Raw genomic sequence first — 23,517 nt, forward strand, 5'->3', positions numbered from 1 at the left:
CTAATGTTTCACTAACGTGTGAGTTTCACTCATGTTCTAGTTTCGCTAACGCTTTATAGCTTGGAGGCTTTTTTCGATGCTGTATGCAGTCCTGTCCGGTTTTTTCCTGGCAGCGTTTGTTCCTTGGCTGTTTCGCCAATTTGGTGAGCAGACCAGCAAACTGTTGGCACTTTTGCCCGCAGGTTTGTTTGTCTATTTCTCAACCTTTTGGACTCAGATAACAGAGCAAGGCCCACTTCTGATTCGTTATGACTGGGTCCCTTCGTTGGGTATCAGTCTCGATTTCTGGTTAGATGGCCTGAGTTTACTCTTTGCGCTGCTGATCTCTGGGATCGGTTTTTTTGTCGTTATCTATGCGGGCAGTTATCTGGCCAACAAACCGGATCAACGCAAACTGCTGACCTATTTGATGGCGTTCATGGGCGCGATGTTGGGCGTGGTGTTATCCAACAACCTGATGGCGATGTTTGTCTTTTGGGAGCTGACCAGTATTACCTCTTACATGCTGATCGGTTACTACCACGAAAAAGAGTCGTCGCGTAAATCTGCGCTGCAAGGTCTGTTTGTCACCGTCGGCGGCGGCTTGGCGCTATTGGCTGGTATTATTCTGCTTGGCAGCCTTGCGGGCACTTATCAGATCAACGAGATTCTTTCGCAAGGTACGCAGCTGCAAACGCACGCGCTGTTTAGCGTGATGATGTTGGCGATTTTGGGCGGCACCTTTACTAAATCGGCCCAGTTCCCATTCCACTTTTGGCTACCTAATGCGATGGCAGCGCCAACGCCCGTTAGTTCTTACCTGCACTCTGCGACCATGGTCAAAGCCGGTGTCTACTTGATGGCACGTTTGCAACCGACGATGGCGGGGCATGAGCTATGGACCTGGCTACTGACGTTTGTTGGCGCCACCACTATGCTCTTGGGCGCGGCAATGGCGGTGACCAGCACGGATCTGAAGCGTATTCTGGCCTATTCAACCGTGATGGCACTGGGTACCTTGACCATGCTGATTGGTATCGGCACGGAAGCGGCGCTGGTGGCGGCGGTGGTGTTCTTACTTGGCCACGCCCTCTACAAAGGTGCACTCTTCATGGCAGCGGGTACCATAGATCACGAAACGGGCACCAAAGATGTGCGTGAGTTAGGCGGGCTACGTAAAGCGATGCCGTACACCGCGGCGTTCATGTCACTCGCCGCACTGGCTTTAGCAGGCGTTCCACCTCTGTTTGGGTTCATCGGTAAAGAGATGATGCTCGAAGGCGTGTTGTCCAGCCCTTGGGCAGCGTTGCTTGCGCTTATGGCGCTGTTGACCTCCATCTTTATTGTCGCTTGTGCAGGGCTATTAGTGATCAAACCCTTCTGGGGTGAGAAGAAAGCCACGCCAAAAGAGGCGCACGAAGCGCCGCTTGGAATGCGTCTTGGCTTTACGGTGCTTTCGGTGTTAGGTCTGGTTCTTGGCTTGATTCCTTCATTGGCTTCGCCGCTTGTTGTATCTGCAGCGACGGCGATTCTAGGTAATCCTGCGAGTAAGGTGGATCTCGCGCTGTGGCATGGTCTCAATCTTCCGCTGATGCTGAGTATTACGGCTATGGTGGTCGGTTACCTCCTGTTTAAGCAGTGGGATAAACTCGGCAAACGTGCAATTAAAGCCAAACCATTACTGAACTACGGACCGGAAGCGGGTTACTTTGTCTTTATGGACAACATGGTGAAATTCGCCAAATGGAGTACCGCCAAACTGCAAAATGGTTATATGTCGAACTACATTTTGACCATTTTCCTCACGACGATCGGTTTGGTGGCGTACGCCATGGTTACCCGCGTTGGTTTCCACTGGGATTTGGATTTCTCTGACGTGACGCTCAAAGAGATCGGCCTATCGATTCTGATCATCGCGGTGATTACGTTTGCTTGCTTGACCAAAGTACGTTTGAGCTCGGTGGCGGCCCTTGGCGCACTCGGTTTTGCCATGGCGCTGATTTACGTCTTCTTTAGCGCGCCTGATTTGGCCATCACGCAGGTGCTGATTGAAACTCTGACGGTCATCATGTTGGTGTTGGTTTTGTTCAAACTGCCTAAGTTCCAAACGCTCTCAAGCGCGGATGTGCGTTGGCGTGACACCACCGTCGCCCTGTTGTTTGGTGCAATGATGGCGACGCTATTGATGACAGTAGTGCATTTCTCGATGCCAGGCGGTATTAGCGGTTACTTGATTGAAAACAGTGTGCCGATCGCGAAAGGGCGCAATATCGTCAACGTGATTTTGGTCGACTACCGTGCACTGGATACGCTAGGTGAGATTTTCGTCTTGTCGTTGGCGGCGATTGGTGTGACTGCGATGCTGCGTTCGAAGAGGGACTGATGATGAACAAGACAAGTACTTCTATGATTTTGCAGGTCATCGCACGCTTTCTGCTGCCGATGTTGCTGCTGTTTTCTGTGTTTTTGTTGGTGCGTGGTCATGATGAGCCGGGCGGCGGTTTTATCGCGGGCTTGGTGGCGTCAGCGGCTTTTGCATTGCACTTGTTCGCGTTTGATGCCAAAGAGACGCGCAAGTTGATTGGTATCGACAGCACCTACCTGATGGGTGGAGGATTGATTATCTCAACGCTCAGCGGTTTTGTCGGTGTGATTAAATCTGGCAGCACGTTTTTGACCGCGCAGTGGTGGTACGTCAATGTGCCGGGATTGGGTGAACTGAAACTGAGCACGCCGCTGATGTTTGATGTGGGTGTCTACTTTGTCGTTGTCGGCATGGTGACGACACTGCTTTTCTCACTGGCACAGTTGGAGGATTAAATGACCACATTATTTGCTTTGGTGATCGGTGCGCTCTACGCCGCTGCTCTGTACATGATGTTGCGCCGCAGTGTGGTGAAGTTGGTCATTGGCCTCATCATTCTGTCGAATGCGACCAACTTGCTGATCTTTACTGGTGGCGGCCTGGTTCGCGGTGCGCCACCACTGATCGCTGAGGGTATGACGGCTCCGGTGGGCGCGATTGCTGACCCGCTGCCCCAAGCCCTTATTCTGACTGCTATCGTCATCAGCTTTGGCGTATTAGCCTTTGCCGTGGTGCTGATTAAGCGCGCGTACAGCGTGATCGGTCAAGATGACATGAACGAAATGAAGAGTACAGATTCACAATTATGATGCTTCTATTGCCCGTACTGATCCCTATGTTTGCCGCGGCGTTGTCGATGACGCTGTGGAAACATCAAACGCTGCAACGCTGGATCAGTGTATTCTCTAATTTTGCGTTGCTGATTGCCGCGGTCACCTTGTTCTACACCGTCTATAACGATGGGATCCAAGTAGTCACCTTGGGAGACTGGCAGCCGCCTTATGGTATTTCAATGGTGGCGGATCTGTTGGCGGTGATTATGGTCACAGTGTCAGCGGTCGTGGCGTTTTGTATCTCCATTTATGCCTTGGCTACCATGAGTGAGGAGCACGAAAAGTTCGGCTTCTACCCGCTACTGCATCTGATGTTAGCCGGTGTTATTGGCTCTTTCCTAACCGGTGATATTTTCAACCTCTACGTTTGGTTTGAAATCATGCTGGTGGCGTCGTTTGGCTTGCTGATTTTGGGCGGCGAACGCAGTCAAATGGAGGGCGCGCTAAAATATGTGACGCTTAACTTGCTCTCTTCTGCATTGTTCCTCAGTGCGATTGGTCTGCTTTACGCCTATGCAGGTACCTTGAATATGGCGGATCTGGGGCAAAAATTGGCGACCACAGACAGCCCACAAGTGGTGACAGTAATTTCACTACTTTTCTTGGTGGCGTTTGGTATTAAAGCGGCGGCATTTCCGATGTTTTTCTGGCTGCCAGCCTCCTACCATACACCACCGGTCGCCATTTCTGCGGTGTTTGCAGGCCTGTTGACTAAAGTGGGCGTCTACGCACTGTATCGCGTGTTTAGCCTAATCTTTGTCGGTGATATCGCCTTTACTCACGGTACTTTGTTGATGTGGATGGGTATTTTCACCATGGTGACGGGCGTGCTGGGAGCGGCGGCGCAGTTTGAAGTGCGTCGTATCTTGTCTTTCCATATCGTGAGCCAGATTGGCTACATGATTTTAGGTTTGGCGCTCTTCACACCATTGGCGATTTTAGGGGGGGTATTTTATCTCTTCCACCACATCGTGGTGAAAACCAATCTGTTCCTTATCGGTGGTGTGATGCATCGTATGCACGGCAGTTACGATCTGGGTCGGTTAGGTGGTTTGTATAAATCCGCGCCGTTCCTTGCGATTTTGTTTGCTATTCCAGCCATGTCTCTGGCGGGTATTCCACCGTTGTCAGGCTTCTTCGCTAAGTTTGTCGTGATCAAGGCGGGTATTGATGCTCAAGCATGGATAGGGGTGATTGCTTCGCTCGCCGTGGGGCTACTGACGCTCTATTCGATGGTGAAAATTTGGGCGGAAGCGTTCTGGAAGAAGCTGCCAGAGGATGCAGAAGTGTTGCCAGCGATGTCAGATTCAGAGCGATTCTTCCTTTACCTACCGATCATCTTGATGGCTATCATTACCGTTACGATTGGTATCAACGCAGAATGGTTTGTCAATCTCGCAAGCATGACCGCGGATCAGCTACTGGATCCTGCGCAATACATCGATGCTGTGTTAGGAGGTCAATAAGATGAAAGCCTTTGGTTGGAATATGTTATTGGCGTTGGCGTGGGTGATCTTATCGGGCACCTACACCATCTCAAATCTCTTTGGCGGCATGCTGCTGAGCTATGTGGTGTTGGCTTACGTGCTGCGCGATCAGCCTGCGTTCAAACGTTACTTCGGTAAGTTTCCTAAGTTTGTTAAGTTCGCGCTGTTCTTTATCTGGGATTTGATTAAATCGAACGCTCGAGTGGCATACGATGTACTGACGCCGACGCATTTGATGAAGCCTGCGGTGATTGCCGTCCCACTCGACATTAAAAGCGATGCCGGAATCACGCTATTTTCGAACTTAATTACCGTTACACCAGGTTCATTAGCACTGGATGTGTCCACCGACAAAAAAGTGCTGTTTGTCCACCTGATGTATTTTGAAGATGAACAACAGCATGTGGCAGAGCTGAAAAAGCTTGAAGCCATGGTGCTGGAAATTATGGAGTAAGGCGACGATGGATACTGTATATACCCTCTGTTTTGCCATGCTAATTCTTGCGCTGCTGATCTCTTCGGTCCGTTTGTTGAAAGGACCGTCGCTACCCGACCGAGTGGTTGCGCTTGAGCTAATGGCCTCACTTACCGTCGGTTTGGTCGTGCTGTATGGACTGGCATACCAAGAGCCAGCGTTTATTGATGTGGCTATCGTACTGGCGTTGACGTCGTTTCTTGCGGCTGTAGGGTTCTCGAGCTTTTTGGAGAAAAGGGGAATTCAAGATGATGACTGAGTTTTTTGTTGCGCTATTTGCACTGCTGGGCTCTTTCTTGATGCTCCTTGCCAGCATTGGCTTAAACCGCATGCCTGACTTGCTGACTCGTATGCATGCGACCACTAAAGCAGGTGCGTTAGGGGTGGGTCTACTGGTGATCGCCTTTGCGATTGTTTTTTGGAGCGACGCCGCCATCGTCGTTCGCGCAGCAGCGGTTGTCGTGTTCATCATGGTGACGGCACCGATTGCGGCGCATGTGGTGGCGCGGACCAGTTACTTCGTCGGTGTCCCTGTTTGGGAAGGCACGGTAAAAGATGCCATCAAAGAGCAGTACGATATGGATACGCACCAGCTGTCTAGTCAAAACTGTACCGAAGCAACCCCCAGCGCTGTCGAGATGCCTGCTGCGGTGGAAACGCCGGGAGTCAAAGACGAGCCTTCGGCATCGTGACTGCTTTGACGTCGAGTGTAGTCATACTGTAAAGAAAACCGCCCCCACTGCTGGCAGTGAGGGCGGTTTTGCTATCAGAGAGGTTTATCGTCTCAATCCTTAAACAGCCACTTGGAACAGGGCTACTTAGGAATGGTTGTAAATATCGTCCACTCTTTGACCACTTCTCGGCTCATGCCGACCACGGTGGCGGACACCTTGCGATCTAAGGCTTCAGTAGTCGCGTCACCCGCGCTTTCTTCGGCTGCGCTGTCTCCGAAACCAACAATGGCAATCCGTTCAGGCTCCACACCGTAATAGAGTAACTCTTGCTCAACGGCATTTGCTCGTAGCTTAGACAGTTCTAAATTGCGTTCCGCGCTGCCGGTTTTACTGGCGTAGCCTTGCAGTTGTATTGATGTCTCTGGATATTGGGCAAGAAACTCTGCCATCGCTTCAATTTGGGTTGAATATTGCCAATCGACTTCGGCCGAATTGTTTGCAAATAAGATAAACAGCTGAGACTCTTCGCGTTTCGCGAGGGCTTGGCCACAGCCATCATTGTCAATCAAGGCACCTCTAGGTGTGCCGGGGCAGAAGTCACGTGCGTTCACTACACCATCACTGTCGTCATCGGTGAGATCAAATGGTTGCTCTGCTGTGGGAGTGTCAATATAGTCATACTGATCGTCTTCGGCTTGTGCGGTAAAGGCAAGCGCTACACTGAGCAGAGAAAACGGGAATAGCATCAATTTGTTCATCTTAATACTCCATCTTCTCTTGCCACTCTTTTGGCGTATCCACTAATAGGGCGTCGAGCAAGTTACCGGTCGCATTCATCACTCGATACTTGGCGTACTGCTCAGCGTAGTGGGCGTCGAGGTAATCTTTGCGTGCCTCAAACAGTTCGTTTTCGGTGTTGAGTAAGTCGAGTAGGGTACGTTGGCCGATACGATACTGTTTCTCGTAGGCAATCACTGTTTCTGAGGCAGAATCGACATGGTCAGAGAGAAACTGCTTTTGTTGCAAGGTCAAATCAAGCGCACTCCAGGAAAGGCGCAAACCTTCCTCTACTTGACGATACGCGTTGTCGCGTAAATCTTTGGCCTTGTTAAGTTGATAAGCCGCTCGTTCCGACAGGTCACTGTCGCTACCACCGTTATAGAGGTTGTAGCGCATGCGAAGCATAGCGAGGGTTTCGTCACTACGCCCTTCATCGCCGCCAGCGTCATCTCGCCAAGTTTGACTCGCCTCTATAGAGAAGGTGGGGTAGAAGTTGCCTTTGGACTGCTTGTATTGGAAACGTGCAGCATCGACATCCGCGTGTGAGGTTTGAATCACAGGGTGAGAGGCAATGGCCTGATCAAGTGCCTCTTCCAGAGTAAGAGGAATGCGTGATTCGTCAGCACGCGGGTAGATGAGTCCAAGCGGCGCTTGACCTACCACACGCTGAAACTGAGTATGGGTATCAAAGAGGTTATTTTGCGCCGCTAGCAAGTTACCATGCGCTTTGGCGATACGCGCTTCAACCTGAGTAACGTCGGCGGTCGAACCAACGCCAGAGTCGGCGCGACGTTTGATGTCTTTGTAGATGTCTTTATGGACCTTGAGGTTACTCTCTGAAAGCTGCAATACCTCGTAGGCTTTAACGGCATCTAGGTAAATCTCGGTGACTTGAAGTGCAAGGTCTGAAGCCTGCGACAAAAGTTGTAACCTCAAAGACTCCGCATCCGCCGCGGTGCGGTCGATATCGTTTAATGTTGCGTTACCGTCCCATAGTAACTGCGTTAAGCTTACGGTCGCTTCCTTTCGGGTGAGGTCAGTATCATCCCCTTGCCCAGGCGCTGGGCTAATGCCCTCATACCCGATCCCCGCATCTAAATCGATACTCGGCAAGTATGCACCGACTGCCGCATCGCTAGATTTCACGGCACTGCGGAACTCATTGTAGCTCGATTTTAGATCCGGATTAGTGGCAATGGTATAAGCCACCGCTTGTTCTAACGTTTGTGACTGTGCTGCGAGGCTCAACATCAGTGTGCTCGCGGCGACGCATGATAACTTCCAGTTCAAGGTGATCTCCCTATACATCTCGTTACAGATAAGACGCTGTCACATAAGGTGTTTGTATTTCGTTATAGTTGTTACTAGCTTAGCCTTTCTAATGACAAAGTGAGAGGGGCAAATTCAAAAAATGACCGAATGTAGTACTCATTTACAGGTACTGTCTCATTTTTGAGATGTTAGAGATGGTTTTTACTGATTGAGTTTGGGGTGGGACGCAATTTTACAGCGAGTTTTTTGTCGTTCATTTTCCTATGATTTGCGTATCCGCCAATACACGCAATGACTCTTATACCTCCCGGTTTTTTTGATTCAGCCTATTAACATGAAATCATGTTGATTGACGTGGTCTATTAACGCTTTTGTTTTGATAGATTAATTAATAATTTATTTCGATAGTGCGAAAATGAGTTGCCAATTTCCGGCAAATTATGATACTTTCGCGCGCAATCTCGGAGGGCAGTCGCAGTGACGCTCTGGGGGACACGCGTGAGGTCATTCGGGCTGAGTGAACACCACGTAGGGTAGGTATCGATAAGTCCTTTTATCGATAGACGGGATACTGTTGTCGTATAGCGACATATGAATGGGAAACCCAACATTGAATCCACTAAACAAACACACATTGATCAGCTTAGTTCTTCCTGAGTGCCCTGTTTTACAAGACAGTTGCATCACTGAACCTTGATTTTCTACTAAACGTCGAATCCATCCCATGTGATGGTCTGTTTATGCTTGGTTGCGATTTGTTATCGACACCGGGCCGTTTGCTGTTCCTTTTCCTCTCCCATTTTATCTCGGAAAAGGCCGAAAATTGTTTCAATGGAACTTATCATGAGCACAGCTTTTGAAGTCGATACCAACGCTATCGCAACCCCTTTTTCAACTCAGATCCCTGTTGTGGATGGTCTGTATGATCTCACGCCTGATCAAATTTTGCTTGATCAGCAGCAGCACGAATCTGAAGTTCGCTCTTACCCTCGACGTCTACCGATCGCGATTAAACAAGCGTACGGTGCTTTAGTTGAAGATACACGCGGTCAGTTATTCCTCGACTGTCTGGCCGGTGCGGGTACATTGGCTTTGGGTTACAACCACCCAGAGATCAACCAAGCACTGAAAGATCAACTCGACAGTGGATTGCCGTATCAAACATTGGACATCGCCACCCAAGCGAAGACTCACTTTATCAAGACGGTGAAGGAATTCTTACCTGAGCAATTAGGCGACAATTGTGTGATTCAATTTTGTGGCCCATCAGGTGCGGACGCTGTAGAAGCCGCGATCAAATTGGCGAAGCAGACCACCGGTCGTAACACCATGTTCGCTTTCCGTGGTGCGTACCACGGTATGACAAACGGCACCATGGGCATGATGGGCAACCTAGGCACTAAAGCGCGTCGTACTGGCCTGATGTCTGATGTGCACTTTATGCCATTCCCATACAGCCTACGCTGCCCATTTGGGTTGGGTGGCGATGAAGGCGCGAAAGCCAGCATTCGTTACATTGAGCGTCTACTTAACGACGATGAAGCGGGTATCATGAAGCCGGCAGCGATTATTGTAGAGCCAGTTCAAGGTGAAGGCGGTGTGATCCCTGCACCTGCATTCTGGCTTCAAGCTCTGCGCCGTATCTGTGATGAGCACGGCATCCTACTGATTTTTGATGAAATCCAATGTGGTGTAGCGAAAACAGGTTACAACTTTGCGTTTGAAGAAGCGGGTATTGTGCCAGACGTGCTCTGTCTATCGAAAGCGATTGGTGGCGGTATGCCGATGTCGCTGTTGGTCATCAACAAGCAGCACGATACTTGGAAACCGGGCGAGCACACGGGCACCTTCCGTGGCAACCAGTTGGCAATGGTCTCTGGTGCCAAAGCACTTGAAATCATTCAGCGTGACAACTTAGTGGAGCACGCTAACATCGCCGGTCAATACCTACGCCTTGGTTTAGAAAATATCCAAAAGCGTGTCAACTGTGTAGCAGAAGTTCGTGGTAAAGGCTTGATGCTAGGCGTTGAAATCAAGAAAACCAACGGCGAGAAGAACAAGTTTGGTGAGCCAGCCTCTGATGGCGCGATGACGTTGCGCATTCAACGTGCGGCACTAGAGCGCGGCTTGATGGTTGAAAAGGGTGGCCGTGACGGTTCGGTTATCCGTTTCCTACCACCGCTGATTATTTCGTTTGAACAAATTGATTTTGCGCTACGCACACTTGAAGCGGCGATGATTGCTGCGGGCGCGGATTACGTTGAAGCACCTGCGGACAACCAAAAGTGGAACAAGCATTTTATTCACACCGGTGAGCAGGGTGCGGATGAGTTCGCGGCGGTGATGTCTCACACTACGCGTGTGATGAAAGCGATGTTTGAGCAAGTGGAAAAACCATACTCAGGTATGGACCCTAAATTGCTTGAAGCGCAAATCAACGCGGTCAACCTTGATGCCTCTGAAACCAGCTTGAAAGATGTGATTGAGAGCACGACCGATTTGGTGGCGAAAAATGCTATTTTTACTCAGCACCCAAGCTGTATTGCCCACTTGCATACACCCCCTTTGATGCCATCTGTGGCGGCAGAGGCGATGATTGGTGCACTCAACCAGTCAATGGATTCATGGGACCAAGCGTCTTCTGCAACTTACGTTGAGCAAAAAGTGATTAACTGGCTGTGCGACAAATACGACATGAGCCAAGACGCCGACGGCATCATGACCAGCGGCGGCACGCAGAGCAACCAAATGGGTCTTATGCTGGCGCGTGATTGGATCGCCAACAAGCTTTCTGGCCACTCTATCCAAAAATTGGGTTTGCCAGATTACGCCGACAAATTGCGAATCGTCTGTTCGGCCAATGCGCACTTCACCGTGCAAAAATCCGCTTCTTGGATGGGCCTAGGTGAGAAAGCGGTATTACCTGTACCAGCGAATATTGACGGCACAATGAAAGCAGAACTGCTTGAACAAGTGGTTGCAGATGCGAAAGCGCAAGGCTTGATTCCATTTGCGATTGTCGGAACTGCAGGGACCACGGATCATGGCGCGATTGATGATCTTGAGCGTATCGCCGAGGTTGCCGAACAGCATGAACTCTGGATGCACGTCGATGGTGCATACGGTGGCGCACTGATTCTCAGTGGCTCAAAAGGTCGTCTCAAAGGTGTTGAGCGCGCAAGCTCCATCAGCGTGGACTTCCACAAGCTGTTTTTCCAAACCATTAGCTGCGGCGCTTTGCTAGTGAACGACAAAGCAAACTTTGCGTTCTTGCTTCACCACGCGGACTATTTGAACCGTGAGCACGATGAGTTGCCAAACCTAGTCGACAAGTCTATCGCGACCACCAAGCGTTTCGATGCACTGAAAGTCTTTATGACAATGCAAAGTGTCGGACCAAAGGCGCTCGGTGAGATGTACGATCACCTGTTAGAGCAAACTCAGCAAGTGGCGGATATGGTTGAGGCGGCACCTGGTTTTGAACTGTTAGCCAGACCTGCACTATCGACGGTGCTATTCCGCAGCACGCTGGGTGACGAAGCGAACTTGGATAAACTTAACCAGAAAGTGCGTATTGAAGCGCTGGTACGCGGTATTGCGGTATTGGGCGAAACCGTCATTGCGGGCAAATCAGCTCTCAAGTTTACGATTTTGAACCCAACGCTTTCATTGAAAGATTTTGAGAAACTATTAAACGACATCAACCAACTTGCGGTTGAACTAGTAAAATAAGGTAACAAAGACCATGGCAATTCTACAGATTGGTGCCGGCGGTGTTGGCTGGGTAGTCGCGCACAAAGCGGCTCAGAACAACGACGTCCTCGGTGATATCACTATCGCATCACGTACTTTAGGTAAGTGCGAGAAGATCATCGAATCGATTCAGAAGAAAAATAATCTGAAAGATTCAACTAAGAAACTAGAAGCGCGCGCAGTGAATGCGGACGACGTGGAGGCACTGGTTGCCTTAATCAAAGAGGTTCAGCCTGATCTTGTGATCAACGCGGGTCCTCCTTGGGTCAACATGGCGATCATGGAAGCGTGTTACCAAGCAAAAGTGTCATACCTAGATACCTCGGTAGCGGTTGATTTGTGCTCAGAAGGTCAGCAAGTGCCTGAAGCGTACGATTGGCAGTGGGGCTACCGTGAGAAGTTTGAAGAAGCAGGCATCACAGGCATTCTTGGTGCTGGTTTCGATCCAGGCGTGGTATCGGTATTTGCCGCGTATGCGGTGAAACACTTGTTCGATGAAATCGACACGATTGACGTGATGGATGTCAACGCGGGTGATCATGGTAAGAAGTTTGCGACTAACTTTGATCCAGAGACCAACATGCTTGAAATCCAAGGCGATTCTTTCTACTGGGAAGACGGTGAGTGGAAGCAAGTACCTTGTCACTCTCGTATGCTTGAGTTTGATTTCCCTAATTGTGGTGCTCACAAGGTGTACTCTATGGCGCACGATGAAGTGCGCTCAATGAAAGAGTTCATCCCTGCAAAACGCATTGAATTCTGGATGGGCTTTGGTGATCGTTACCTTAACTACTTCAACGTGATGCGTGATATTGGCCTACTGAGCCCAGATCCGCTGACGTTGCATGACGGCACTGTGGTTCAGCCACTGCACGTATTGAAAGCGTTACTTCCTGACCCGACCTCATTGGCGCCAGGCTACACAGGTTTAACCTGTATCGGTACTTGGGTGCAAGGTAAGAAAGATGGCGCAGAGCGTAGCGTGTTCATCTACAACAATGCGGACCACGAAGTCGCCTATCAAGATGTGGAGCATCAAGCGATCTCTTACACGACAGGTGTGCCAGCTATTACAGCTGCGCTTCAGTTCTTCCGTGGTAAATGGGCGGATAAAGGCGTGTTCAACATGGAACAGCTCGACCCAGATCCGTTCCTAGAGACCATGCCTGAGATTGGTCTAGATTGGCATGTTCAGGAACTCGAGCCTGGCCAACCCGTGATCCATAAACTCAAATAATCGAGTATCGGGTGTGAGTCCACACCCAGCGATGCTCATCAAAGCAGCCATTGGTCGTGTTCAATGGCTGTTTTTTGTCATTTAGGGTTCTATGGTGGTACAGCACAGTAGAACTCTTAAGCAGGAACTCGTGATGCACAACGAATTGAAAACTCCGTACTTTATGATCAACGAAGACAAGTTGATTGAAAACCTAGAGAAAGCCAAGCAGCTCAAAGAGATTTCGGGTGTTAAGCTAGTGTTGGCGCTGAAATGTTTTTCAACCTGGGGCGTGTTTGACATCATCAAGCCCTATCTTGATGGCACCACCAGCTCTGGCCCATTTGAAGTGAAACTCGGCTACGAAACGTTTGGCGGCGAGACGCACGCCTACAGCGTGGGTTACAGTGAAGAGGATGTGCGTGAAGTCGCGGACATCTGCGACAAGATGATTTTCAACTCGCAATCGCAACTTGCTGCGTACCGTCATATCGTTGAGGGCAAGGCGTCGATTGGTTTGCGTCTCAACCCAGGTGTCAGCTACGCAGGTCAAGATCTGGCTAACCCAGCGCGTCAGTTCTCTCGTTTGGGCGTGCAAGCGGACCATGTCAATGCAGAGGTGTTTGATGGCATCGATGGCGTGATGTTCCACATGAACTGTGAAAACAAGGACGTCGATGCGTTTATTGGCTTGCTCGATTCTATCTCGCATCAGTTTGGTGACTACCTAGATAAACTCGACTGGGTGAGCATGGGCGGCGGCGTCTTCTTCACCTGGCCAGGTTATGATATTGAAAAGCTGGGTCTAGCACTCAAAGCTTTTGCCGACAAGCATGGCGTGCAAATGTATCTTGAGCCGGGGGAAGCCATCATCACTAAGACCACCGATTTAGTGGTCACCGTCGTCGATATCGTTGAGAACGGCAAAAAAACAGCGATTGTTGATTCGGCGACCGAAGCGCACCGCTTAGATACGCTTATTTACAACGAGCCTGCCTCGATTCTAGAAGCGTCTGATGGTGGTGAGCATGAATATGTGATCGGATCATGTTCGTGTCTTGCTGGGGATCAATTCTGTGTTGCAAACTTTGACCAGCCGCTTGAGATTGGTCAGCGCCTTCATATTCTTGACAGCGCGGGCTACACCATGGTGAAACTGAACTGGTTCAACGGCCTGCGCATGCCATCCGTGTACTGCGAGCGCTCGTCTGGTGAGGTACAGAAGCTGAACGAGTTTGATTACTCGGATTTCAAACGCTCTCTCTCGCAATGGAGTGTCCGTTAAACATCAATATAATGTGATGAATACACGGTTCTACAAGCCATTTCTCCCAAACCCTATCTTCGGATAGGGTTTTTTATTGTCGTCAGAATTGTCTGAAAATTCGACGCTTTAGCTGCATCTGGTATCAGGTTCGCTACAATTAACCATGATCTAGGTTAAATTCTTGACTATTAGACGTTAACTGTGTGTACTGGATGTGCACATTATTAAATATACCTATAAAAAATTTGTTGCTGGGTTGTTTTTGATTCGGTTGTCAGGTGAGTTAAAGGCTAGGAGAGCAGATGCGCCCTATTATGTATATTGAAGTTGGCGGCGTCCTTTGGCAGATCATGCCAGATGGTAGCTGGCAACAAATCCCTTTCGACACTAGCAAAGAGCCAGATGTGCTGGTGATTACTCAAGATGTCGAGGGTGACAATCTTGTCCTGACGCCAGAGCAAGAAGAGGCCATTGAAGCGCAGCTAGACCAAGTGGTAGAAGAGCTGACTCAATACACGCTTAACAACCGAAGCGGAGAGGCGTACTCAGGCGCGAATTCGCAAGAGAGTCAAAGCGCTTCTTTGATTAACTTTGTTCAAGCAACCCTGCTAGAAACCATCGCTAAAGCGGGCTTTGACACCCGTCCTAACGACCCTTTCGCTAACGATGATGCCCAGCCTGAGCCAGAAGTGCTTGATCTCCTTAATCAAAACGCTCAACTGAGCGTGGATATCCTCGATGGCGGAGACGGCTACGAAAACCGATTTGAATCGCCAGGTGTGGTGATCCAAGGAACGGCGCCGAATATTCGTGACGGTCGCACCGTCAACATCACCATTACCGATATCAATGGTAAGAGTGTATCAACCACTGCAGTGACGAATGATGAAATCTACTCGGTAAGCGGAGTGGATTTGACCTCTCTCGCCGAGGGACCCCTGTTGGTCAACGCCGTGGTCGCAGACAACTTTGGCAATAGCGTCAGCGCCCAAGACAACACAATCAAAGATACCCTTGCCACCATTGATGTCGACTTTGATGGTGAGGGTGACGAATACTACAACCAGTTCGAAGTGAGTAACGGCGCCTTAATCGGGCGTGTCGAGTTCGTCCAAGATGGTCAGCCCATCACAGTGCGAATCATTGACAGTGTGGGAACAACGTTAACACTGAGCTCTGTCGTTTCCGGCGGAACTTGGGCGATGGATAACCTCGACCTCAGCGCACTCGCCGAGGGCACCTTAACCGTTATCGCACAAACCAACGATGTGGCGGGTAACCCTGCAATCGCGCAAGACACCATCACCAAAGATACGTTGGCGTCAATTACGGCGGATGTCGAAGATGGTGGTGACAACGTCATCAATATTAATGAAAAAGAGAGCGTGACGTTTTCCGGCGCCGTGGCCAATGTCGAAAATGGTCAGCCTGTTCATGTCGTGATCACCGATGGCAGTACAACCCTTGAATTTGACACTGTGGTGGTGAACGGTCAGTGGCAGGTAGAGGATGTCGATATTGGTGATTTTGTCGACGGTACTTTAGAGGTCACGGCCAGTACGCAAGATATTGCAGGAAACCCTGCTACCACGACCGATACGAGTACCATTGTCGATACCACTGTCCCTACTATTGATATCGACACCCTGTCGGGCTTTAGCATTTTAGATTTTCGCCAAGGCAATTTGACTACGATGCAAGGCACAACCACGGGGGTTGACGATGGATTGTTGGTCACCATTACCGTTTCAGACGGTACGCAGACGTTAACCTTTCAGGGCGCCGTAACGGGCGATGCATGGAGCGTTGAAGATATCGATATCTCGTCGCTTGACCTCAGCCAAACGTGGACCATTGATGCGTCTGTTTATAACGTCATTGGCAACCAAGCTGTCGACGATATGCCGACGATCGTCCTGCCTGACTCGCTCTCATTTTCTGAAACCGTGGTGGGCATATTTGGCAGCGAAGCAAAAGATGCCAGTATTAATGTTGATTTCGCCGATTTTCGTTTTTATTCCGATCAAAGCTTTCTGACCGATAGTGTCACCTCTCAAGCCAGCAGTATCACGGTGACAGTCGCTGGCGATGGGCAAAGTCTTGAAGGGGTGAATAACACTGATGAAGTGGTGTTCAGAGCACAAATCGTCGGCGATGAAGTTCGCGTCACCTTTTACAAAGCGATAGATCAAGGCGAAGGGTTAGATTCACTGCAAACGGCTCTGTTGCTTGAAGGGGTACAAACGGACGCCGACGGGACAACCGAAACCGTGATTGCCCATTTACCCATTACGATTAAAGACTCCGATCCGCTAGTGTTTGGCGAAAGCTACACCATGACAGAAGGGACAACATCATCAGGTAACTTGCTTAACAATGATATTGATTTGGATACGCAACTTCTGATCCGAGAGGTAGAAGTTGATGGTGAGACGAAAGCTATCACTGGCAATCAGCCAGTCAGCTTTACCACCAGTGATGGCGTATTAACGGTATTTGCCAATGGTCACTGGACGTTCACCGCATCGCGAAACTTAGATCACAACGCAGAGCACTTGGTTTCTATTAACTACAAGGCGGGAGATGAGAGCAATGACTTTGGCACCGCAACCGCCACGATCACCATCAACGATGGCGGCGCGGGTGATATTCAAAACGGTGTGGCAAGTAGCACAGAATCCAACTTAAGCGATGTTTCTGCTCCTCTCAACGCAACGTTTGAGGTATTGGCTGGCTCGGATAATCCCGATCCGTCCTCACTTGTGTTTGCCAATGGCACGCTCGCTTTGCTCGATGCGTTGGGTTTGCAGTCGACCTTAGATTTAGCCGATATCACTTATACTTTAAGTGGCGATGGTACCCTTATTACTGCCAGTTCGGCTGGCGAAACCATCTTTACTTTAACATTGAGCGCAGTCGCCAATGGCGATGATGTGACGGCAACGGTCACCCTTAATCAGTCGCAGCCCATCAGTCACACCTTAAAAAGTGATGCTGTCACTATTCCTCTTTTGATTGCCGGTAGCGATTTGGATGGCACGCCATTGTCATCCGGTGCATTTGAATGGGTGATTCATGACGGTGCGGATCCTGAGTTGGCCAATGCCACCAGCGTGACGCTCAATGAAAGCGATCTTGGCTCAGCACCGTTAAGTGCAAATGGTAGTTTTTCTCTCACGATCGGCAGTGATTACCTCGATAGTCTGTTTTTTGATTTGGCCGACCAACCAACGTTAAGCAGCGGCGGTCGCGATATTGTCTTTGTTTTGAATGACGACGGCTCTCTCTCTGGCTATACAGAAGATCTGCACACTCGTCTGTTGCCCGATGAACTGGTGTTTACCGTCACCTTTGCTCAGCCTGACAATGACGCGGATGCAACCGTTCCCTATACCGTCACTCTCTATCAAGCGCTCGACCAACTGGATGGTGATAGCACGTTGCCGATCGTGGTCACCGCCAAAGACAACGATGGCGATGAGTCGAAATTGACCTTGGATATTACCGTCAGCGATGGTGGCGTGCCGAGCATTGGTTCTGGGAACGTCGATTTGTCTGAAACGCCAAGAGCAACAGGCGTGACAGCGAAAGCGACCGCCGACGTTTCGTTTGATGTCAGTGCAGCGTTTGACCCGTTGGTATATTTGGGCTTGGGCGTTGCAACGGGTGATGCCGTGTTGGACTCGAATGGCGATCCCATCACCCAAAACGGTCAAGCGATCACATGGCGAGACAATGGTGATGGGAGTTACGATGCCATTCTCGCCAATGGTCAAACCGTTTTAAGCGTTTTTCTGCCTAGCGATTTTGGACTGGCGGCAGGCGACACGACAACGATTGATGTACGTCTTGAACTGTATCAGCAAATCGATCACAACCTTGCAGGCAATGATTTAAGCTTAACCATCCCCGTACCGGTCTACACCGTGGATTCAGATGGAACGGAAAATACCGTTGAATCGAGCATAACCATTTTTGATGGCACGGATCCTCAAATTGAAGTGATTGGGTCGATGGATGTCGATGAAGAGGGGTTGACCTCAGGTCAGCAAGACAGCGGTATTGAAACGTCGACGCCTTCGATCAACTTGATTGAAGGTTCGGATGATATCGTTTCCTTGAGTTTAGATCGCACCGCCTTTGATGCACAAGGTTATACCAGTGGCGGCGTCGCACTGACGTTGGCTGAGGTCGACATCAATGGTTGGTACTATGCGATGGCTGATGGCGACGAAGCGTTTCGTATCCGTTTCAACCTAGATGGCAGCGTTGAATTTGAATTGTACCGCCCATTGGATCACGAATCGGGGTTAGGTGAGAACAACCTCGAACTCAACTTTTCTTTGACGGCGACCGATGCGGATGGCGATATCTCAACTGCCGTAGACTACACCGTCAATGTCAAAGACGATGTGCCGATCTCGGTGGATTCGACGCTCAATTTGGTCGAAGGGGACAGTCAATCAGGCAACATGATCACCGCATTTGGTCGTGTTGGCGCCGATGGTGGTCAGTTGGTCAGCATCGGTTATGATGTCGACGGCAATGGTAGCTATGATCAGTATGTTTTTAGTGATGCCAATCCGTCATATACCATCAATCTCTATAACGACAACACCCCATCAGTCAGCTACGGCACGCTAACGGTCAATCGAGACGGCAGTTACACCTTGGTGACCAACGATAGCGTAGATGCAGACCCAGTATTGAATGACTTCCTGCAATTGGTAGTGCGGGACTTTGATGGCGATGAAGCCACCAGTGAGATTAGCTTTGTACTGGGGGACAACGAAGGCTTTATTCGTGTTGCTGATACGCAAACGACCGAAGACAATCTCGCTACGCTGGCGATTGAAGTCTCCACAGGGGATGTCGACCAAGAAGAGCAGGTGACGCAAATCGCCATCAGCGAAAGTTCGCTTCAAGGTGGTTCACTCTATCTCAATGGTGTGCTTCTTGTTGCCGTTGACGGATTGATTACCCTCTCTGGCAGCCAACTCGATAGCTCGAATCCAAGTTTAGTGGTACCCAATGGTACGTTGACGTATCTTCCTGCGGAAAATCAGTCAGATACTACACAGTCGATTTCTCTTGATGTCTCTGCGGTGATCAGCACGGATACCGGTCCTCGAGATCTAACGGAAACGCTAGAGGTCTCGGTATTACCGATTGCTGATACCCCTGAATGGGGCCAGTCCCAGTTTACTTACAGCACGGTTGAAGATGCCGACGAGGCGCTGTCACTGGATATCACGGCCAACCTTGTCGACCTTGACAGCTCTGAATCGCTTAAATATGAGATCTCAAATATTCCCGACGGGATCACCGTTACCCTTAATGGCTCGCCCATCAGTGAAGGTAAACAGTACACTCAATCTCAACTCGATCAGATGAAAATCGAAGCGGACCCGAATGTCGCGGGGAGTTTCACGTTCGAGATCAAGGCGATTGCGATTGAAGCGGGGAATAGCTTTGCTAGCAGCGATGATAAAACCGCTGAAACCACCTCACAGGTGGTGGTCAACGTGAGACCGGATGCCGATACGCCGTCCCTTGAAGTGAAAGATATCAAAGGGTTGGAAGATGAGGTGATCAATCTTCAAGATTACATCTTCGCTGACCTCACCGATACCGACGGCTCAGAAAGCTTGCGCATCAACATTCAAGTACAAGACGGCTGGACTATTGAAGGCGGCAGCTATATCGGTAACAACCAGTACACGGTGTTTGCGGCGGATCTTGCGGCTGGTTTAGTGACGTTGGTGCCTAAAGAAGACATCAGTTCCTACACGGAATCACTCTTTATCAATGTCACCGCTGTGGCGACAGAATCTACCCAAGATGGCTTGATTCCAGAGAACCCTCAAGCGTCAAGCAACACTGAAACGATTCAAATTTACCTCAAAGGCGTGGTGGATGAGCCGACGGTCATCGATGGCGGCCAAGGGCATTGGCAGTATGACGCTGAGAACAAGGTGATCAGCAATCAAGCGGACATGTTGGAAGATGCGCTAATCGCACTCGATTTTATTGTCCAAACCAGTGACGACGATGTCTCAGAAGCGATCAATATTCTACTCACCGATATTCCAGAAGGTACCCAGTTAGTTGATGCTTCTGGAAACCCTGTTGCGTTAACCATCGCGTATATCGATGACACCACAGGTCCTGTATATCAGGTCAGTAATGACGATTTAGCGTCGCTCTATCTCAAACCAGTTAAAGATTTCAGTGGCCAGCTCACCTTGTCGGTGATTGCGGTGTCGACCGAGCCTGACGGTGATGCCGGCGAGTTCCCAATGACCGTCGAGATTGAGGTGTTGCCTCAGGTGGATCAAGCCGATGGCCAAGTGATTTCGACCCAAGGGGTCGAAGACCGATTGATTTCACTATCGCTTCAGCCGTCCATCAATGCCGATCAGGATGGCAGTGAGACCTTAACCGGTTACGTTATTACGTCACTAGACAATGACCTTACCCTCTACTTTGATGGTGCGCCCATTGAGATTGGAAGCGGCCTCGATTTGAGCACCTTATTGGATGGCGAGACGCCAACCCTCGACAGTTTATTAGCCAGTGGTCGCTTGAGCGTACTGGCGAGCGAAGACTTAAGTGGCGTGTTCAGTGTGGGCATTCAATACCAAGTGACGGATACCTCTAGCGAAAGCGCGACCGATGTCCGCTGGCTTGACGGTTCACTGAGTGTCAATGTGAGTGCAAAAGTCGAGCTGGATACGCGTCTTGAAAGCTCCGGCAAATTGTACAGCAGTGATGATGGCTCCGCGGTGGATATATCGGATGCGGTCATTTTCATTGACGAAGATCTTGATGGCTCGGAATACCTTGATTACATTTTGCTCGTCGTTCCGGATGGGTACACCTTGATTGTGACGCATCCTAATGGTGCTAGCCAAGATGGTGATGGTAATTGGCTGATTCCAGCAGCGGGTTTGACTAGTGACAGCTTCCAGGAGAGCGTGACACAAATTCTAAATGGTGCGACTATCTCCAGCGCACAAAACACCCCTGTGTTGGATATCGTGGTTCGCGCGCGCGTGCTTGACGGCAGCGATGACCGCTTTATCGATACCAGTTTTGAACTGCAGATCACCGGTCATGATGGCAGCGGAACATGCGATCCAGTCGGAACGCCCGGTGATATTCAGTCAGGCGATATTACGCAACCGGAAGGCGACAACATCGACCTCTCAGGGCTACTCAATAGTGATGTTGCTAGCGATCCAGACAACGTCATCTCGTTCTTTGTGCCGGCCGATTCACTGCCCGAAGGCGTTGAGATTCAGGGCAGAGGTGTCACTGTCGAGTATGATCGTTTGGGGAACGTGATTGGCTATTCCATTACTGCTTCGGCGCTGGACAGTTTGGTCTTGACTGGTATTGATGAAGATTATGCGGGTATCCTAACCTTTACCGTTCAAACCATAGAAACCTCAGCCTGTAATGGCACCTCGGTGACCACAGACCAAACCATTAGTATCAAGATTACGCCCGTGGTCGATGACATTGCGGTCACAGCGGATACTTACACGATTCAAGAGGATGCGGTCAGTGACCTCAATCTATCGCTCATTCTTGGCGATAGCATTGAAGACAGCCAGACGATCACTGGCGAGGGCACCGAAGCAACGGGTAAAGAGGCGGTCAATAGCTTGACCGTGACTCTGACTGCCGGTGCGACGCTGTCTGGCCCTGAGGATGTGTTGCAAGACAACGGCGATGGAACGTGGACTATTTTGCAGCCTGCTCGATTAAATGAAGTCGAGTTGGTACCGCCAGCGCATTACAGTGGAGACGTCGTGATGACCTTCACTGCCAACATCACCGACGAAGCGAGTGGCATCGCCGAAACTGACACGCAAGACAAATCCACGACTGTCACTGTTAATGTTGAACCTGTCGCTGATGAAGCGAATCTTGTGACAGAGAACGTGACTGGCGACGAAGACAGCTATATTTCTCTCGGCTCCATGAGTGCGGCGCTGATCGATCAAGACGGATCAGAAAGCCTCTCTTTGAGTTTAAAAGGTGTCCCTGATGGTGCGGTTGTGGTTTACAAAGTGGGAGACAGTTACGAGCTTGCACCAAACAATGGCCCTGATGGCGGCACTTTTAACGGCAGCAACACCTATGAGTGGCAGTTAGACAGTGCTCGCTTGAGCGATGTGTACATTCTTCCGCCACGTGACTTCAGTGGTGATATGCCTCTCTCCTTGGAAGCGATAACCCAAGAGCTTGAAAACAGTGATGTTAATTTCACGAGTTCTGAATTCATTGTCGGTGTATTGCCGGTAGGTGACCGTGTAGAGTTGGTCGACCTTGCTGATAGCTTGACGAGTGAGGAAAACACCGGTGTGGAGATTACACTCAACGCCTCGAGTTTTGAGACCAACAGTGACGAGTACCTACTACTCAGTTTTATTATTGAACCGACTTCTGACGCTAGTGCGTTTACGGGCTTAGATCGGATAAAAGTGGGATTGCAAACCTCGGTGTTTTTGTCGACAGGCGATGGCCGAGCGATCGCGACTGTACAGGTTAAAGCGAGCGAAATTAACAACGTCACTTTCTTCCCGGGTGATGCTTTTGGAGAGTTCGACGTGACGATTTCTGTGTCGAGCTATGATCAAGCGATCGTGTTGGGTGAGCTTGCCGATGATCTGGGCGAGGCGACCGAGGAGAGTTTAACATTAACCATTACGCCGGAGCCTGATGCGCCCACTCTGACTGTGGATTATGACACCATTGTCGCCGATGCCGATGGCACCATACCATTGGGGCTGAGTCTTGAACTTATCAATCCAGCCGACAATGAAACGGGCAGCGTGATCATCTCTGGCTTACCGAGTGGCCTAGTGTTAAGCGCGGGTACTAGTCAAAACGGTAAGTACACCGTTGCGATGGAGGACATCGCTGATTTATCGATTGTTGGCGGCTACGATGGAGCCAGTGATTTTCAGTTGTCGATTGAGCCGGTGGCCAGCATAGGTTCCGATTCAGCAAGCGGTGTCGCGCAAGTTATTGACATCAGTTTGCAAGACCCAAGCGTTGTCTCAACCACGTTGACGGGTACTGATGGCGTTAATGACCGATTTGTGATTGGTCAAAGTAGCGGCACCGATACGATTACGGATTTTGAATACAGCGCCGATAGCGATGCCATCGACTTAAGTGCGATTTTAACTGGCGTGACCGACGGCGATAGTGCGGCGCAACAACTCGATATTCGAGATGACGGCGGGGATGTCTTGATTGAGGTGACACCAGATGGCAGCACAGTTCAGCAATCCGTGCGTATTTCGGGTGTGAGCCTTAATGACTTCGCGCCGAGTGTGAGCGGGGAAGCCGAGATTCTGCAAAAAATGATTGATGATCAAAACCTCATCGTGCAGTAAAAG

Annotated in this window: 13 protein-coding genes; 11 read left to right on the forward strand and 2 right to left on the reverse strand. The window is 50.0% G+C overall.

The genetic code is table 11. The features are described from left to right. Positions 1-76 precede the first annotated feature (76 nt). Genes AC6R10_RS12100 through mnhG form a run of 7 tightly spaced genes read left to right on the forward strand, consistent with a single transcriptional unit; the run spans position 77 to position 5,831 of the window. Positions 77-2,362, forward strand: a complete 2,286-nt coding sequence (locus tag AC6R10_RS12100) for a putative monovalent cation/H+ antiporter subunit A (protein WP_500672369.1) — start codon at positions 77-79, stop codon at positions 2,360-2,362. Continuing rightward, entirely contained in the window at positions 2,362-2,799 is a 438-nt protein-coding gene (locus AC6R10_RS12105) for a Na+/H+ antiporter subunit B (RefSeq protein ID WP_500627648.1), read from the forward strand. Before AC6R10_RS12100 ends, AC6R10_RS12105 begins: the two co-directional genes overlap by 1 nt. Continuing rightward, positions 2,800-3,153 carry a Na+/H+ antiporter subunit C gene (locus AC6R10_RS12110; protein ID WP_334552316.1) on the forward strand — a complete coding sequence of 118 codons (354 nt, stop codon included), beginning with the start codon at positions 2,800-2,802 and terminating at the stop codon, positions 3,151-3,153. Continuing rightward, entirely contained in the window at positions 3,150-4,643 is a 1,494-nt protein-coding gene (locus tag AC6R10_RS12115) for a Na+/H+ antiporter subunit D (RefSeq protein ID WP_334552315.1), read from the forward strand. Before AC6R10_RS12110 ends, AC6R10_RS12115 begins: the two co-directional genes overlap by 4 nt. Position 4,644: 1 nt before the next feature. Beyond that, positions 4,645-5,118, forward strand: a complete 474-nt coding sequence (locus AC6R10_RS12120) for a Na+/H+ antiporter subunit E (RefSeq protein WP_334552314.1) — start codon at positions 4,645-4,647, stop codon at positions 5,116-5,118. Between the two features lie 7 nt (positions 5,119-5,125). Further along, positions 5,126-5,398, forward strand: a complete 273-nt coding sequence (locus AC6R10_RS12125) for an MrpF/PhaF family protein (RefSeq protein ID WP_334552313.1) — start codon at positions 5,126-5,128, stop codon at positions 5,396-5,398. Continuing rightward, positions 5,388-5,831, forward strand: coding sequence for a monovalent cation/H(+) antiporter subunit G (mnhG, locus tag AC6R10_RS12130; protein WP_500628167.1), 444 nt, complete (start codon positions 5,388-5,390; stop codon positions 5,829-5,831). Before AC6R10_RS12125 ends, mnhG begins: the two co-directional genes overlap by 11 nt. Before the next feature lie 122 nt (positions 5,832-5,953). Here the strand turns inward: mnhG and AC6R10_RS12135 are convergent, their stop codons facing one another. Both AC6R10_RS12135 and AC6R10_RS12140 read right to left on the reverse strand, forming a co-directional pair. Further along, positions 5,954-6,571 (reverse strand): OmpA family protein, encoded by a 618-nt coding sequence (locus tag AC6R10_RS12135; protein WP_500672370.1) that lies wholly within the window; start codon positions 6,569-6,571, stop codon positions 5,954-5,956. Position 6,572: 1 nt separating this feature from the next. Next, a complete protein-coding gene (locus tag AC6R10_RS12140) occupies positions 6,573-7,844 on the reverse strand; it encodes a TolC family outer membrane protein (protein WP_500631177.1) in 1,272 nt (423 codons plus the stop codon). Between the two features lie 864 nt (positions 7,845-8,708). Here AC6R10_RS12140 and AC6R10_RS12145 point away from each other — a divergent pair. The 4 genes from AC6R10_RS12145 to AC6R10_RS12160 all read left to right on the forward strand — a co-directional run bounded on the left by AC6R10_RS12145 (position 8,709) and on the right by AC6R10_RS12160 (position 23,514). Further along, positions 8,709-11,597, forward strand: coding sequence for a pyridoxal phosphate-dependent class III aminotransferase (locus AC6R10_RS12145; RefSeq protein WP_500672371.1), 2,889 nt, complete (start codon positions 8,709-8,711; stop codon positions 11,595-11,597). Between the two features lie 13 nt (positions 11,598-11,610). Then, the gene (locus AC6R10_RS12150; protein ID WP_500627653.1) at positions 11,611-12,855 is read left to right on the forward strand and encodes a carboxynorspermidine synthase; all 1,245 of its coding nucleotides are present in this window, start codon (positions 11,611-11,613) and stop codon (positions 12,853-12,855) included. A gap of 130 nt (positions 12,856-12,985) precedes the next feature. After that, positions 12,986-14,119: a carboxynorspermidine decarboxylase gene (gene nspC / locus AC6R10_RS12155; RefSeq protein ID WP_500638257.1), complete on the forward strand. Its 1,134-nt coding sequence runs from the start codon at positions 12,986-12,988 to the stop codon at positions 14,117-14,119. 284 nt (positions 14,120-14,403) lie between these two features. After that, complete coding sequence (locus tag AC6R10_RS12160) at positions 14,404-23,514, forward strand: T1SS-143 repeat domain-containing protein (protein ID WP_500672372.1); 9,111 nt, start codon at positions 14,404-14,406, stop codon at positions 23,512-23,514. The last annotated feature ends 3 nt before the right edge of the window (positions 23,515-23,517 follow it).

The sequence above is a fragment of the Vibrio sp. R12-SG2-ISO1 genome, assembly GCF_059834045.1.